Annotated in this window: 16 protein-coding genes and 1 pseudogene; 11 read left to right on the top strand and 6 right to left on the bottom strand. The window is 50.7% G+C overall.

Translation table 11 applies throughout. The features are described 5' to 3' along the window. Positions 1 to 73: 73 nt before the first annotated feature. Entirely contained in the window at positions 74 to 952 is an 879-nt protein-coding gene (locus M891_RS0120950) for a putative RNA methyltransferase (RefSeq protein ID WP_028540152.1), read from the bottom strand. A gap of 461 nt (positions 953 to 1,413) precedes the next feature. On the opposite strand from M891_RS0120950, the gene M891_RS0120945 reads away from it, so the two are divergent. After that, entirely contained in the window at positions 1,414 to 1,743 is a 330-nt protein-coding gene (locus tag M891_RS0120945; RefSeq protein ID WP_028540151.1) for an ArsR/SmtB family transcription factor, read from the top strand. 83 nt (positions 1,744 to 1,826) lie between these two features. After that, the gene (locus tag M891_RS0120940; protein WP_028540150.1) at positions 1,827 to 2,939 is read left to right on the top strand and encodes an NADH:flavin oxidoreductase; all 1,113 of its coding nucleotides are present in this window, start codon (positions 1,827 to 1,829) and stop codon (positions 2,937 to 2,939) included. Positions 2,940 to 3,000: 61 nt separating this feature from the next. Here the strand turns inward: M891_RS0120940 and M891_RS0120935 are convergent, their stop codons facing one another. Beyond that, positions 3,001 to 3,978 carry an aldo/keto reductase gene (locus tag M891_RS0120935; protein ID WP_028540149.1) on the bottom strand — a complete coding sequence of 326 codons (978 nt, stop codon included), beginning with the start codon at positions 3,976 to 3,978 and terminating at the stop codon, positions 3,001 to 3,003. 122 nt (positions 3,979 to 4,100) lie between these two features. Here M891_RS0120935 and pdxR point away from each other — a divergent pair, with 122 nt between their 5' ends. The 3 genes from pdxR to M891_RS25455 all read left to right on the top strand — a co-directional run bounded on the left by pdxR (position 4,101) and on the right by M891_RS25455 (position 7,046). Beyond that, a complete protein-coding gene (pdxR, locus tag M891_RS0120930; RefSeq protein ID WP_028540148.1) occupies positions 4,101 to 5,534 on the top strand; it encodes a MocR-like pyridoxine biosynthesis transcription factor PdxR in 1,434 nt (477 codons plus the stop codon). A 107-nt stretch (positions 5,535 to 5,641) separates the two neighbouring features. Then, positions 5,642 to 6,223, top strand: coding sequence for a TetR/AcrR family transcriptional regulator (locus tag M891_RS0120925; protein WP_016310758.1), 582 nt, complete (start codon positions 5,642 to 5,644; stop codon positions 6,221 to 6,223). A gap of 310 nt (positions 6,224 to 6,533) precedes the next feature. Then, complete coding sequence (locus M891_RS25455; RefSeq protein WP_028540147.1) at positions 6,534 to 7,046, top strand: hypothetical protein; 513 nt, start codon at positions 6,534 to 6,536, stop codon at positions 7,044 to 7,046. Here M891_RS25455 and M891_RS25100 read toward each other — a convergent pair. The 3 genes and pseudogenes from M891_RS25100 to M891_RS0120910 all read right to left on the bottom strand — a co-directional run. Continuing rightward, positions 7,016 to 7,183: pseudogene (locus M891_RS25100) on the bottom strand (MFS transporter); the annotation flags it as partial. The gene M891_RS25455 and the pseudogene M891_RS25100 overlap by 31 nt on opposite strands. A gap of 145 nt (positions 7,184 to 7,328) precedes the next feature. Then, positions 7,329 to 7,718, bottom strand: a complete 390-nt coding sequence (locus tag M891_RS0120915) for a VOC family protein (RefSeq protein ID WP_028540146.1) — start codon at positions 7,716 to 7,718, stop codon at positions 7,329 to 7,331. A 26-nt stretch (positions 7,719 to 7,744) separates the two neighbouring features. Continuing rightward, positions 7,745 to 8,506, bottom strand: coding sequence for an ArsR/SmtB family transcription factor (locus M891_RS0120910; protein ID WP_036701311.1), 762 nt, complete (start codon positions 8,504 to 8,506; stop codon positions 7,745 to 7,747). 172 nt (positions 8,507 to 8,678) lie between these two features. On the opposite strand from M891_RS0120910, the gene M891_RS0120905 reads away from it, so the two are divergent. The 3 genes from M891_RS0120905 to M891_RS0120895 are packed head-to-tail and all read left to right on the top strand — an operon-like array spanning position 8,679 to position 11,059. Beyond that, positions 8,679 to 9,611, top strand: coding sequence for a DMT family transporter (locus M891_RS0120905; protein ID WP_232228391.1), 933 nt, complete (start codon positions 8,679 to 8,681; stop codon positions 9,609 to 9,611). 15 nt (positions 9,612 to 9,626) lie between these two features. Beyond that, the gene (locus M891_RS24325) at positions 9,627 to 10,196 is read left to right on the top strand and encodes an NADPH-dependent FMN reductase (RefSeq protein ID WP_051417152.1); all 570 of its coding nucleotides are present in this window, start codon (positions 9,627 to 9,629) and stop codon (positions 10,194 to 10,196) included. Positions 10,197 to 10,198: 2 nt separating this feature from the next. Next, the gene (locus M891_RS0120895; RefSeq protein ID WP_442952259.1) at positions 10,199 to 11,059 is read left to right on the top strand and encodes an arylamine N-acetyltransferase family protein; all 861 of its coding nucleotides are present in this window, start codon (positions 10,199 to 10,201) and stop codon (positions 11,057 to 11,059) included. Positions 11,060 to 11,153: 94 nt separating this feature from the next. Here M891_RS0120895 and M891_RS0120890 read toward each other — a convergent pair whose 3' ends face one another. Next, complete coding sequence (locus M891_RS0120890) at positions 11,154 to 12,047, bottom strand: ketopantoate reductase family protein (RefSeq protein WP_028540142.1); 894 nt, start codon at positions 12,045 to 12,047, stop codon at positions 11,154 to 11,156. 163 nt (positions 12,048 to 12,210) lie between these two features. On the opposite strand from M891_RS0120890, the gene M891_RS0120885 reads away from it, so the two are divergent. The 3 genes from M891_RS0120885 to M891_RS24320 all read left to right on the top strand — a co-directional run bounded on the left by M891_RS0120885 (position 12,211) and on the right by M891_RS24320 (position 15,207). Further along, positions 12,211 to 12,792 (top strand): TetR/AcrR family transcriptional regulator, encoded by a 582-nt coding sequence (locus M891_RS0120885; RefSeq protein WP_028540141.1) that lies wholly within the window; start codon positions 12,211 to 12,213, stop codon positions 12,790 to 12,792. A gap of 370 nt (positions 12,793 to 13,162) precedes the next feature. Continuing rightward, positions 13,163 to 13,678: a TetR/AcrR family transcriptional regulator gene (locus tag M891_RS0120880; protein WP_028540140.1), complete on the top strand. Its 516-nt coding sequence runs from the start codon at positions 13,163 to 13,165 to the stop codon at positions 13,676 to 13,678. A 122-nt stretch (positions 13,679 to 13,800) separates the two neighbouring features. Further along, positions 13,801 to 15,207, top strand: a complete 1,407-nt coding sequence (locus M891_RS24320) for an MFS transporter (protein WP_051417150.1) — start codon at positions 13,801 to 13,803, stop codon at positions 15,205 to 15,207. The last annotated feature ends 370 nt before the right edge of the window (positions 15,208 to 15,577 follow it).

Below are 15,577 nucleotides of genomic sequence, written 5' to 3'. Positions count from 1 at the left end.
CAAACATCACTTTACCAAGGGAGAAGCTCTTTTTCTATATCCGCTTTTTCCAATTCCTACACCCACAGAGATTTTACACTATCTCCTGGATGCCCACCAGAATCTCCACATCGATGGTGATCTCGGTGGCCTCACGCTGTGTAAATGCCATAATCCGCTTCTGTTCCGCAGACCAGGCAAGCGGACTCATGCGCACAAGATCACGTAATTGTTCGGCCCTTAGTTGCTGGCGGTACTTCAACGGCGTAACTTCCATAACGGGAAAATGCCGGCGGAACAACGTGACCGTTTTCTCGTTGGAATAGATTCTTTTCTCATGGCCGTCATAGAGAGATGCCCGGAGTTCCCGCAAATAATCAGCGCCCGGGACGACCTTCACGACCACCCCTCCCGGTGCCACCATCCGCTGAAACTCGCCATAATTGGCTGGCGACATCAGGTTGAGCACCACTTGAACCGATTGATCCTGCAGCGGCGCATGGGCCAAATCCGAGACAATCCATAGGGCATTTGCCTCTTGCCGGGCAGCCAACCGGATAGCTTCTTTGGATAAATCGATGCCAACGCCTAACCCTTCCGGGCTATTCAACTGCCGTAATATCCCCTGCAAATGTGAGCCTTCTCCGCACCCCATGTCCGCCACGCGCGGAGCAGAAGCGGGGGCGCCTGCGTATGCGTGAATGACCCGAGCGATCGTTTCGTGCATGGGGGCATAGAGTTTGCTCTCCGCAATGATGCTCCTTCTAGCAGCAAACAGCTCTTTGTCATAATGGCTATGGACTGGATGAGACATCAGGTTGAGGTAGCCTTGTTTTGCGAAATCAAAGGTATGTCTCTGGAAGCATTCCAAGCTTCTTGAACCCGCTGCCTGAAAGCGTCCCCCGCATACCGGGCATTTTAAGATGGCGGCATATTGCATTGCACGTTCTGCGTCATTTCGTGATTGCGTCAATGTTTTCCCTTCCTTTTCCTCAATTGATCTCGGAAGCGGAGTAAACGGGAAAGACAAGCCCTGAACGTGAACCGAAGGCATAGTTATGCATGCTTATATACCCTGATGAACATAAAAAAAGAAAGGCAGAACTTTCCCGCCTTCCTTCATATCACGATTCGATCCCTAAATTTGAAGAGTTATGAAAAATGGGCAGACTGGTCCCGTTTACCCTGTTCCGGTGAACAGAGCCTTTGAACATATGAAATTACTTGTTCAAAGCGGTATGACGCAGTCTAATGAAATGCACCATTTAACCTAACCCACCTTTTTCATGAATTGCTGATCCATGTATATTATAAATGAATTCGATATGAATTCAACTTATCCCAAACGTTACTCCATCTATCTTCACTCTTTATAGGGCGGCGTAAATTTTGGTATACTGAGAACAAATCAACCAAGAACGGGGATCCAATGCGATGAAAGACCACGACATGCTGGCTGTACTGAAGGCCCTCTCAAACGAAACCCGGCTCAACATCCTTTGTTGGCTGCGGGAGCCGGAGAATTTAGAGCCCGATCTGCCGGAGGTCATTAAGCAGGAGTTTCCGGGCAGCGTATGTGTCGGCTCGATTCAAGAAAAATCGGGATTAGCGCAATCCGTCATTTCTTCGTATTTAGCAAGTTTGCTAAAGAGCGGCTTGTTAGAATCCCGCCGATATGGGCAATATACGTATTACCGGTTAAATGAAAAAGGAATTGATGCCTTCTTGGAACAATTCGCCGCTAAGTTGAAGGCCAAAAAATAATCCAGCAGAATCTTTTTCAGCTTGCATATTCATCTGTTAATCTATATATTTAGATATATCTATACGCGAGAGGAGAGATCCCTATGTCTATTTCTCAAACCGCTGCCGCTCTGTTTAAACCTTTTGAAGGCGGTGGACTGAAGCTTGCCAATCGAATTGTCATGGCGCCAATGACTCGTTCCTTTTCTCCAGGAGGTATCCCGGGGGCTAATGTCGCCGGTTACTATCGGAGAAGAGCGGAGAACGGCGTTGGCTTGATTATTACGGAAGGTACGGTGATCAACCATCCGGCAGCTCCTGCCGATCGGGATGTACCTCATTTCTACGGAGAGGAAGCGTTGGCTGGTTGGCAGCGAGTCGTCGATGAAGTGCATGAAGCCGGCGGCAAAATTGCCCCCCAAATTTGGCATACCGGTACGGCTCGTAAGCGAGAGACGTTCCCTGAATCAAATGCCGATCCGATCGGACCATCCGGCCTCAGCCTGACCGGTAAGCCGGTCTCGGAACCGCTGACGAAGGAGGAAATTCGCGAGCTGATTCAGGCTTATGCTCAAGCTGCTGCAGATGCGAAGCGCCTTGGCTTTGACGCCGTCGAAATCCACGGGGCGCATGGGTATCTGATTGACCAGTTCTTCTGGGAAGTCACCAATAAACGGACGGACGAATACGGCGGCGACCTCATTGAGCGTACTCGATTTGCCGTTGAGGTAATCGAAGCTGTCCGTGCTGCGGTTGGGCCGGATTTCCCGATTATTTTCCGTTTCTCGCAATGGAAGCCTGTTGATTATAGTGCCAAGTTGGCCAAGACCCCAGAAGAGCTGGAACGCTTCCTAGCTCCGCTGAGTGCGGCTGGTGTTGATATTTTCCATGCCTCCACTCGCCGTTTCTGGGAACCGGAGTTCGCGGGCTCAGAGCTGAACTTGGCCGGTTGGACGCGCAAGCTGACCGGCAAACCGACGATCACTGTAGGTTCCGTCGGACTGAACTCCGAGTTCACCAGCTTGTTCGAGTCAGGCAAAGGCGGAGAAATAACCGGTATTGAGCAGCTGATCGAGCGCCTCGAACGCGGCGAGTTCGACCTCGTTGCCGTTGGCCGCGCACTGCTCACCGACCCGGCTTGGGCGGCGAAAATCCGCGACGGCCGCGTGGATGAGCTGAAGCCATTTACCAAGGAAGCCCTCTCCACCTTGAGCTGATCCCTTGCTTACCGAATGGAATCAAGACCTCTTCGAGATCTTCGAAGAGGTCTTTTTTAGGTTATCGCAAAATCGCTTCGATTTCGCTCATTTGGGATGGAGTCAACGGGCCCAATGAGATGGCCTTTGCCGCCTCCTCCACCTGTTTGACGTTTTTGAGCCCCGGAATCGGGATGGTACACTCGCTCTTCCCCCAGATCCAGGCCAGCGCTCCCTGTACCAGGCTGCGTCCGCCGGAGGTTAAAATTTCACGAACCGCATCCAGCTTCGCCAAATACTCCGGAAGCGGCTTGCCGTCTTTGAAGTACTGTACCCACTCATGCCCGCTCCCGCGAACGTCATCTGCCGGAAGGCTCGATGCAGCCGTAAACTTGCCGCTCAGCAGCCCCATCGCCAGCGGGGAGTTGTTAATGCTGCTCAACCCGTGCCGCTCGCACAATTCGACCATGCTGCTATCATCGGAAAGCACATTCAAAGGATGCTGGATCGCAGCACCGGAGGACTTGCGGGCGAATTGCTCGGCATTCGCTGTGCTCCAGGTGCTCCATCCGTAAGCGCGGATGAGCCCCTCCTGTTTTAACCGTTCCAGCCCATCGATCGCCTCATCGAGTTGTTCTGACGAGAAATCCCCCGGGTGGATTTGATACAAATCGATGTAATCCATACCGAGCCGTCTTAAGGAGGCCTGGCAAGCCCAACGGATATAATTGCGGGACACATCCAGCTTCGTAAATACGTTCCGGGTTGCGGCATCATACGTAAAGCCAAACTTCGTAGCGATCACAGCGTCCTGCCGCCGCCCATGCAGCGCCTGTCCCAAAATTTCCTCGCTGTGACCGGTGCCGTACACATCCGCTGTATCAAAGAAATTAATCCCCTGGTCCAGTGCCGTTTGAACAGCCCGGATCGACTCCTTATCGTCGACCTCTCCCCAACCATCCGGTAAGCCGTCCAGCAGGAAAGGTCCCCCGATGGCCCATCCGCCGAATCCGAGCGGGCTCACCTGAAGCCCGGAGGAGCCGATCGTTTTCTTATTCATTGCTTGATCCCTCCATCTTCCATTTGATTTCCATCACAGTATAATAGAGATAATCGGTTCTTTTTAGAGCCACTTTTTGATTATTTTGAGGAACCAATTTCCCGAAGGGAGGGGGAGTAATCATGTACGGAATTCAACTGGATCCGGCTTCAGAACTAACGATGACGGCCCAGCTTTGCCGGCAAATCCGGCAAAATATTGAACGAGGTGAATGGGGGGAAGGAATGCGGCTCCCTCCCACCCGCAAGCTGGCCGCAGAATTTGGGATTGCCCGGAACGTGGTGATCGACGCGTATGAGCAGCTCATTGCCGAAGGCTATCTGATCGGCCAAACCGGTTCCGGCACCTATGTGGCAAGTGGAATTCGGACGAGCCTTGCCAGCGCTGGCGAAAGTGAGGGAGAGGAACTGGAGATGGAGCGGTTGGGATGGGAGGGAGAGGCATCTTCCGATTCCGAGGGTTTGATCGATTTCGAGATCGGCACGCCGGATTTGCGCCATTTTCCTCGGAAGCTATGGGCTAAATATTTAAAAGAAGCGGCGGAGGTAATCCCCTCCACCTCCCTCGATTACGGCGACATCCGCGGGGAAGAAGCGCTGCGAAAGGAGATTGCCGCCTACCTCTACCGAACGAGAGGCATGCGTTGCCAACCGGGGCAAATCATGATTGTATCCGGCTCCTCGGAAGGCTTTGCCCTCATTGCCCAGACGCTGCGGGACCGTTTTGACGCCGTGTACTTGGAGGATCCGACGATTGAGTTCACGCAGCATATTTTTCGCAAAGTTGGCTATCGGATCTCACCGGTCGCTATCGACAGCGCCGGAATGAAGGTGCATGAGCTGCGCGAATGGGAGCCGGGACATCTCATGCTGCTCACGCCCTCGCACCAGTTTCCGGGCGGCGGTATTCTGCCGATTCAGCGGCGACAACATGCCGTCCGCCTCGCAGAGGAAGCGGCCTCCTATCTCATCGAGGACGATTATGATGGCGATTTTCGATTAAAGGGAGTTCCGATCCCGCCGCTATATACCTTAAACCCGGGTCGCGTGATATACGTTGGAACGTTCAGCAAGACGCTGGCGCCCGGATTGCGTCTCGGCTTCCTGGTTCTCCCGGTTCATCTCGTTCGGCCCATGGCTGACCTGCGCGAAGCCCAGAATCTCCGTCCCCCGTCGATGCTGCAAATTGCGCTGGCGATGTTTATGCGGGATGGCTGCTTGGACCGGCATATTCACAAAATGAAAAAAAACTACCGACAGCGGCGCCAGCTATTGATCGAAGCGATACAACACCATTTCGGCGCGCGTGCGGTTATTCAAGGGGATGAAGCCGGCATGCACCTGATGGTCGAGTTTCGCGGGATTCCTGCAGGTCTCGATTGGTCCAAGTCCCAGGCCTACGGCGTACGCGTATATGGGGTCGAGGACTACTGCCTCATCCAAGGCAACTATACGCGGCATATTTTGCTTGGCTATGGCAATCTCCCTGAGGTGAAGATCGAACTGGGAATTGAACGGTTGCGAAGCTTTCTAGAGGAGTATGCTTATCGAGATTGACACCGGCCTGCGAAGTGAATTCATAAAGGATCGAAGGGACGCTCGCTATCCTTTCTTTTACCGTTCATTCTCAATATGTTAAGATAAGGGATAAAGGAGGATTTACTATGGCACGAAGCAAGGAATTTGATGAGAACGAGGTGCTCCTTAAAGCAATGCGTCTATTCTGGGAGCAAGGTTATGAGAAGACTTCGCTGCAAGACCTCGTCGAGCATATGGGGGTTCATCGCCGCAGCTTATACGACACGTTTGGCGACAAGCACACGCTGTACCTCAAAACGATGGAGAAGTATGCACGGATTACGAATGCTGCCATTAAGACGGAAGTCCAACGCGGCCGGACGGCGTTAGAATCCATCCGTTTGATTTTTGATTATTTGATTGAGACCAATGGCGACCAACCAATCGGCTGCTTCTTTGTCAACTCAGCGACGGAGCTGGCCTACCGAGACCCTGAGGTCAGCAAATTAACGAGCGAGCTGTTCGGCAATGAAGAGCAGTTGTTGACTGAGCTCATCCAACAGGGACAACAGGCGGGAGATATCTCACCCGGATTAGACCCTCGCCTGCTGGCGTCCAGTTTGCATGCGACGATGCTCGGAATCCGCGTTATGCGTCGCACTTCCACGGATAAACAGAAGCTCCATCAAATTGCCGAGGTTTCGATGGAGATGCTGAAGCCGTCGTGAGGATTCTTTGCCGTCTCCCCACTTAATGAACGGTGCTGAAGACACGCAACATCCAGTCGTATGCTGCATATGGGCTGGAACGCCCCCTCCGTTCCACCCTATCAGCTAGCAAGGTTCCACGCTTCTATTCCCCCTCTATCTTGAGCTTTCCCCTCCTTTGATGTTCAAGGTCATCACCTCATCTCCTTGTTCTATCCGCAGATATACACAGAACCTGCGCAATTGTATCCGAGGATGGTCGCTGATCCAAACGAACTCAAGTAACATGGAGATCAGACCAAAGAACAATCGAAGGAGGCCACACCCCGCGATGAATACACAAATCATTATTTTCGCACTTCTCGCTTTTTTTATATTGCACCGCGTCTATCGCCGCCTACGGCGAAATTTTGGATGGCAACCGCTGAATTCGCGCAGGTTACAAGTGTCTACCGTGATCATGACGATCTTTGGATTCATCCTGTTCATCTCAGGCTCGTCGCATATAAGCAGTCTAATCTCTGACCTAGCAGGAACCGCCCTCGGCATCATTCTGGCAACCTGCAGTGCGGCGATGACCCGATTCGAACAACGCGAAGGACGATTGCATTACATGCCAAATTTGTGGATCGGAATGATTGTCACCCTATTGTTTTTGATAAGATTCTTGTTCCGATTTTACGTTGCATTCACCCAAACCGGCGTTTCCTCCGCAGAGCAATGGCAAGGAATCACCGGCGGTTGGACCGCTGGGTTGATGTTCGTGATGATCTCTTACTACGTAACCTACAACCTCTTCCTGCTGCGCAAACAAAAGGCAAAGATGGCAGAACCCAGCGTGTAGGCGCCAATCATCCAGCCGGCAATGCCCGTATCCACATCAAATTGATCCTGCAGCGTTGGCAGCAGCGGCGAGATGAGAAAGGTGTCGGTCCCAATCATAAACATGATACTAAAGAATAGTATCGTAAATCTGAACATGACATTCGATCACTCCTTGTAGCGTCTGGTGAGATTCCTTGTTTCTGATAAGGGATAATAGTGAAAGATCCTGTCATAAATCAATGAACTCTCTTCGCAAGCTACAAGAAGTGGGATCGAACATCACAGAGCTCAACGAATGAAGTTATTTCTTATAATCAATTATCTGAATCAAATTGCCGCAAGTATCGTCGAAGATCGCGATGGTGTTCTCGCCCATTTGCGTCGGCTCCATCGTGAACTTCACCCCCAGCTTCAATAAGCGTTCGTACTCTTGGTGAGTGTCTGCAACTCCAAACATCGTGGCCGGGATGCCATCGGCGAACAATTTCTGTTGATATTCTCTCGCAGCAGGATGGTCATTGGGTTCGAGCAAAAGCTCGGTCCCGTCTTGCTCCTCGGGCGATACCAACGCGATCCATCTAAATTTTCCGGCAGGAACGTCGTGCTTTTTTACAAACCCTAGGGTTTGGGTATAAAACTCTAACGCCTTGTCCTGATCTTGAACGAATAGGCTTGTCACCACGATTTTCATTGGAATTCTGCCTCCTTATTTTTCCCTTAAGTAGTTAATGTGCCGCCTGTCTCAATCAAAGTCTTCATCCCGGACAATACGATCGGCAATCCCTCTTCCAATATACGAGAAGTCATAGGGGCTTCCTCGAACTCGTCGTGTACCACAGTCACTAACGTTACCCCGGCAAACTCGGCATGCGGCTCGATTTCCCAAGTTAATCGTGAAGGCTTCTCCTCCGTGGTCTCGGGTTGGATCAGCAGCTGCCAGGACATCACCAGCCGACGAGGCGGCTCTACGGCAAGAAATTCCCCTTTGGCCTGCACCTGCCCTTGAGGATTCCATATCTCATACGGGCAACCCGCTTTGAGTTCGCCGCGAAGTGACCCGTTATACCAATATTTTGAGGTTAGCGAAGGATTGGTCAGCGCGTTCCAGACCTGTTCCGGACTGGTCTTGATCGCAATGCGGCTGACATGTCTTGGCTTTGGCTCCATGGCTGGTTCACTCTCCAACTCTTTTTTTAGCAAACTTAATCCCGATACCCATGGCTCGGCGTACTTGCTTACCCACCTATCGTAGATTTGGCGTATGGATGCAGGGTTCAAGTAGTGATATTTCTCCCGGCCCACCTTCCGGGTCGTCAGCAAACCCGCTTCTTCCAGGATTCGTAGATGCTTCATGACACCGAAACGGGACATCTGCAGATGCGCACAGAGATCGTTTAACGTTCGGCCATCCTTCTCATATAGCAGATCGAGCAACGTGCGTCGGCTCGGATCCGCCAGCGCTTTAAATATATCGTCCATCAGGACATGCCTCCATGACGTCCACAAAATAGTGGGCAAAAAATGTCTTTATAACCATTGACATGTTACCATATAGTAACATATATTAAAAGTGACCATTGGGTCACATGTTTGTATTGCAGCGCATGATGTCCGCCGGCGGACATCCTAGAGATGGCATGACAACCTGGAGGTGATTTCTCAACTGAAGCTCGCTTATTTCGTTGCCATCCTGAATGCGACAGTGATTGGCATCACTTTTCTATTGGTCAAACTGACTTTGGCTTTCGCCAATCCCGTGGATACGTTGACTTATCGCTTTGCTGTAGCATTTATCGTTTTCCTTGTTCCTGCGTTGTTTGGATTCGTCAAATTGGGCTTTCGTGGAAAACCGATATTTTCCCTACTGTTGCTCGCTGCGTTGTACCCGATCGCTTACTTTATCTTGCTAACCTTTGGGCTTCAGCATGCAAGTTCCGCAGAAGGGGGCATCATCAGCGCCATGACACCTGCGGTCACGATGCTATTCGCCTCCCTTTTCTTGAAAGAAAAAAACTCCTGGATGCAGAAGCTCTCTCTTCTTCTGTCTGCAGGCGGCATTGTGTTCATATATTTGATGAATGGCAGCAGCAACTGGTCGCACACCACCGGAATCGTCCTGCTCCTTCTCGCCTGCATTACGTTAGCCGGGTATAACGTACTGGCCCGAGTGGTCACCCAGCATTTTAGCGCCATGGAGATCAGCTTCTTTATGATGGGAGTCACCTTCATTTCCTACTTAGCAGTATCGCTTGGCAATCATCTCCCATCTCGAACGGTTGATACCTTCATCGCTCCGCTAGCCAGCCCATTCTTTATCGGCTTGATTCTCTTTCTTGGCGTGGCTCAAGTGGCGACCGCTTATATGGCGAATTTTGCTTTATCCCGGTTAGAAGCGGCGAAAATGAGTGTATTTTCCCACTTATCTACGGTCATCGCCATTGGAGCAGGGGCCTTGTTCTTGGAGGAAACCGTGACATGGAGTCATCTCTGCGGCACGGCCATGATTATCTCCGGGGTCATTGGCATGAACATGTCGTGGAAATTTGCGAAATCTTCTCCGGAGCAACTTAAGCTTAACGAATAAAGTGAGGTCGTAACGATGCATATTACCCTGATCGCCGGAAGCAACCGGCACCATGCGATTAGCACAAGTATTCTTCGCTATATCGAAAACCTGCTGAAATCGAACAATATTCCCGTCTCATTTATTGATTTGGCGGCTGTGCAGCTACCGCTCTTTTCCCCTGATTCCGAGGTTGTTCCTAAGGAAGCGGAGCCTCTGATCACTTCGGTTGAACAAGCCGACGGCATTATCCTGGGCACTCCTGAGTATCATGGTTCCATTTCCGGCACCTTAAAAAATGCACTGGATTACCTGGACAACCGCCACGTGGCAGGGAAGCCGTTCTTAACGGTGAGCTCGGCAGGTGGTCCTCTGGGGGTTAGTTCACTTCTCCATTTGCAGAGCATCATTCGGAATCTGCATGGCATCCATTGTCCGGAATGGATCTCCGTTGGGGAAGGCCAATCGATCTTTGATCCAAATGGGCTTCCGCAAGATAAGGAGATTCTTGGGCGTATCGATCAAGCCGTTGAGCAGTTTATCGCACTGGTCAAGAAGCTGGGGCATGACAGCAAGCATTCTGAGAAAGTGATGATGGAAACATGAGGATGACCCCCGCCGAAATCAAAGCTTACTTAAAAAGAATCGGGATCGCAGACATCCAACCGCCAACCCTTGACTATCTCACCCAGCTTCACAGAGCCCATGTGTCGACCATTTCCTGGCAGACTATCGATATCGTTGCTGGCAGACCCACTCCAATCGATCTTCATGAGTGCGTCCGTCTGATGTTGAGCAACCGAAGCGGGTATTGTTTTCACTTAAACGGTGCGTTTGGCGTTCTGCTTCATTCCCTCGGTTACCGTGTGTTTTGGCATCGAGCCGGTGTCCAGCCGCCAGGGCAGGAACCGCGCATTAACTCCTTTCACCTTGGTCTTACCGTCAGCTTGACCAATGAACAGCAGCAAGCACAACGTTACATCATCGATGTGGGGCTGGGGGATATGCCCTATGAACCGCTTCCGCTGCAGATCGGTACTTACGAGCAAGGGCCGCTACGCTATCAAGTCGTGAACTCCGACGTGGCAGAAGGCGGGTGGCGGCTGGTTCACGACCCGAACGCCTCGTTTGTTGGCGTTGATTATGACCCGGATGAACTGGAGAATCTGGAGGAATTCAAACCTAAGCATGAATTTTACAGCCGATCGCCGGAGTCGCCCTGGATGAAGCTATTCCTTGTTCGGCATAGACACGCCACGGGCAGTAATGAATTAAGAGGATGTATATGGACGCGGCGAGACAGCAAGGCAATCGAAAAAACAGAACTCCGCACCAAAACCCAATGGCTGGAAGTGCTGGGAGACGTGTTTCAGGAGCATCTCGTCAGCTACAGCCAGCTCGAACGTGAGGAGCTGTGGAAGCGAGTGTGGACATATCATGAGGAGTGGAAGAAGGCAAATATGAAATAGAGAGGGGCCCCTCTTAAATGAAACAGCGGTGGACTAGGACTTGAAAAGGAAAGTCTTAGCCCGCCGCTGTTTTTGTGTTCAACCGAGTCCAAAGTTATCGAAGGTTGGATAGCTTTTTATGAAACATCTCATCTAGTAACAGGATTTCTGCCTTTTGGCTGACGGCATGGTTCCCAAGCTTGACATCAATAATAAAATCGTTGGTCAGCATCTGGCGTTGACGGGAGATGATCTCGTCATCAGACAATTCCAGTACCGCCTTCGTTTCCGCTGGAATCACGGGGATTCCAGCTTGCTCAACCAGCCGAAGATTTTGCTTCATCTCTGCAGCGATTTTGCTTAGCGTGCTCTCACTTCTTGCCGACTCTACATCCATCATGCCGTCATTGGTATAGAAGTGCTTGTTGACGACGGCTAATGCCGCGTGTGAAATATGGAAAGCTTGAATGTCAGTTTGGATTTCATAATGTAAATTGACCGATTCAAGGATTTTCGCGAGCTCTTTCACTCTTTCGGTAACCTGTCCATTGATTTCACCAAAAATGGTGCCCTGATGTTTCTCCGTACCAAATTGGGCGTATAGAACATCACCTTTGATGTCTCCACCTGCACCCGGGAATCCGGGGAGCAACCGGTCACCCACGATGTCAAGCCAACGGTCATAACCAACAGTGTTCGTCAAAGTGACGATCGTTTTGCTCTGATTATCCTTGAGCACAGTAAGGGCCGATTCGGCTTGGTCGAATCGTACGGGAACGAAAATAAAATCATAGATGTCGTCGTTTTCTAGCTTCTCAATCGTCTTGATAGGCAGTTGCTTAACGACCCCAGCTTCATTGTATAGCAATCCCTTTTGTTGCAGTAGTTCCAGTCTCTTTCCTCTCGCCAAGACGGTGACGTCTAATCCATACTGTGCAAAACGGAGGGCGTACACACTGCCAATCACACCAGCACCAAATATCAAAAGTCGAGGTTGTTTCGAGTTCATGATGTTCCTACCTTTCTGGAAGATACTCGACATAAATTGCTTAAGCAACATCTGTCTGATAAAATCGTAGTACACCAAGATCATGAGTTCAACAGACAGATTCACGAGGACGTTGCCTAAGCAACACATTTGGATATTTGATGTTTTAGAGGGGGACAGGTTTATGGTTAATCCGCAAGATCCAAGGGTCATGCGCACACGACAATTCATCCGAGAAGCATTCAGAGAATTATTGCGGAGTAAAGACTTTGATGCGATATCCATCAAAGATATCACCCAGCAAGCTGCTATTAACCGCGCCACCTTTTACGCCCATTATGAAGATAAATATGCGTTGCTTGAAGAATACACTGAACAGTTTTTCCATGACATGGTTCCCGAGGAAGTGATGAACGCGCAGGAGTTCACAGCTGAAATCTGTGATCAGTTGATCCTGTTGACACACCGCTACATTGTGGATTTTTATCAGACATGCAGAATGGTTTCCAAATCAATCGCGACGCTTGTGGATGAGCAAATCAAGCGAATGTTGCAGCAAATCATCGAAAGCCTTCTCACCAAAGGGCCGGCTACGGACCTCCGTCAGATCAAAATCGTTTCGGCTATGACCGCCTCCGCGATCTACGGCGCAGCCCATCATTGGTTAACGGTTGGGGACAAGCATCGAACTGACTTATTAGTACAGATGGTTCGGCCATATGTAATGAACGGCCTTGAAGTACTGAATAACAGCAGGCAAAAATAAAGCGGGATGAATAACTTTGTAATGACTCGGTCGAAAAGAATCGCGCCTCATACCATGCTTGGCTTGGCAGAGACGCGTTTTTTTCGTGTTAAGTTCCTAATAAGCTCCGATTCTCGGCACCTAAGCTTACTGTGCGGTAATCATCCACGTCACGCCAAAGAGATCGACCACTTCTCCCGTAATGTGGTCCCATGGTTGAAGTGCGATAGGATATTTACTTTCTCCCCCCTGACTCAACAAACATCAGTGTGTTCATCCCCGCAACATTCACGGCCAAATGCATCACTTTATCCATCCGAGAGGCTTGACAAATGGAATGTTCTGCCTTATAAATTATTTATCAGTCAATAAATAAGAAAGGGCGTTTAACATGTCACCCAGAGAAGATCAGCAGAGCCGGAAACAGCATATTCTGGAGGCGGCTGCTGTCCTGTTCGCTGAACGCGGCTACTATAAGACGACCACAGCAGATGTGGCTCGGGCGGTTGGCGTGACGCAACCGTACGTGTTCCACTTCTTCAAATCCAAGGAAGAACTGTATTTGGCCGTGCTGGAGCAAGCCTCGAAGCAAATCTACTATGCATTTGAATCGGTTGAAGCGAATTCGGAGCAATTGAGGGAAGCGTTGGGGTTAGCCTTTGCGAAGCTGCTTGAAACCCATCGCAATGAGATTTTACTAGTGATGATGTCGTATGCCATACCAGAACCGGCAGTCCGGGAATTCACCCGGCAATGCTTTGATGTTGTCTATGACCGGCTGAAGGCGCGGTTCGAGCAAGCCGGTTTTCCGAATCCCGGAAACGAAGCGAGTGCGTTTATTGGTACTGGCCTTGTCATCTCGCTTTCCGAATCCGTCGGCCTGACCAAATTGCTGCCCTGGTGTTAATCGATTGCGACCAAATCCCGCAAGTTATCCCGGCAAAGCTGCTGTGGTACAGCGCTTTGCTTTTTCTCAAATCACAAATTTATTTATCAATAAATAAAATTCTAACAAGGAGATGACCCCCTATGTTTACCCCTGCAAGAATTCGTTTGCTTGTTGTTACCTGTTGTGCCCTGTTCATGGCCATGCTTGACAATCTGGTGCTCGGCGTTGCGTTGCCGTCAATTCAACGGTCGTTCAACGCCGACATGACCGATCTGCAATGGTTTATGAACGCATATACGCTCGCTTTTTCTGTATTGTTGATCCCGTTCAGCATGCTGGGTGAGCGCTACGGGCGCAAAAGGATGTTCCTCATCGGCGTCGTTCTGTTCACTGTTGGTTCTATACTTTGCGGCGTAAGCGGCAACTCGCTGCAACTCATCCTATCCCGGGCGCTGCAAGGCATGGGCGGGGCCGCTATCGTACCGCTCAGCCTAACGCTTGTGAACGCTGGCTTCCCGGAAAACATGCGAGCCGCTGCCTTTGGCATATGGTCCGGCATTTCCGGGCTCGGGCTGTCCATCGGGCCGCTGATCGGCGGGTTGATTGTGGAAGGCGCACCATGGCAAATGATTTTCTGGGTGAATGTTCCGATTGGCCTGCTTGCGCTTCTGTTCGGCAGCTTCTGGCTCACCGAAACGAAAGGCGAACGGAAGCCCCTTGACTTGCCAGGTGTGCTGCTGCTTGCTGTAGGATTGTTCAGCATTGTATACGGACTTGAACAAGGCAACACCAAAGGTTGGACATCTCTGGAAGTAATCGGGTCGCTGGCTGCCGGCGTATTCTTAATGATTCTATTTTATCTGTGGGAACGGAAGAGGGAAACGCCATATATCCGCTTCACCCTTTTCCGCAACATGCGCTACACCGCCTATGTCTTCACCGGATTTTGGATGAATGCGGGCATCTTTGGCGCCATCTTCCTGCTCACCTTGTTCTTGCAACAAGCGCAGGGGTATTCGGCGCTGGAGGCTGGCGTCCGGACGATGGCCTGGACCGGATGCACGATGATCTGCGCTCCGCTTGCCGGGTTCGCTGTAGGGCGGTTGGGTAACCGGACAGTGTTAGTCGTCGGCATGACAGCCCAAGCGTTGGCACTAGCCGGGTTCGCTATCTTGATCGGAACAGCTGGCGTGAATGTACCGTTCCTATGGCAAGCACCGCTTATGATGCTGGCAGGAGCCGGGATGGGCTTCAGCTTCACCCCGCTCGCCCACGGTATCATGACCTCGGTCCCGGACCAATCTTCTGGGGAAGCCAGCGGCATCAGCAACGCAACTCGTGAACTTGGCGGGGTGTTCGGCATCGCCATCAGCGGGCTGATCTTCCAATCAGGAGCAGCCATTAAAACACCTGATGATTTTGGCATGCACTTGGTGCCGGCGTTATGGGCGGGCGCAGCGATGATCGTTCTTGGTGTCGCCTTTGCGTTGCTGTTCGCGAGAATTCGGCTCACCGGAAGAAACCTCCAACATGCAGAGGTGCAATAGGCAGGTCATAGTTATGCCCAATAGGCGACATCGGATCCGTTAATACAATGAAACAGCAACAGTCCTAGGACTATTTTTTCTCGTCCTTGGCTGTTGCTGTTTCAAATTCTAGGAGCAGTCTAATACTTTATTTTCTGCTGACAGCTCCAACTCTTACATGAGCGTTTTGCAGTAATCTGAGGCCTTGAGCCGTAAGGATTTTCGGACATAAAAAAGGGACTTCACCCCAACTTGGAGAAGTTTTCAAGTGACCAAACCCAAAAACCTCAAGGATGGAGGAAGTCACTTTGTATATTCTCCAAGAATGTCTGTTTTCCTTCGAAGAACTTTTAAAAATTCAACCCAAGGAGAGATTGCCGATCTTCTTCAG

Source organism: Paenibacillus sp. J14 (assembly GCF_000518465.1).
Classification (GTDB): Bacteria; Bacillota; Bacilli; order Paenibacillales; family Paenibacillaceae; genus Fontibacillus; species Fontibacillus barengoltzii.
Note: the sequence above shows the minus strand (reverse complement) of the source record. Positions and strands in the feature narration are given on the sequence as shown.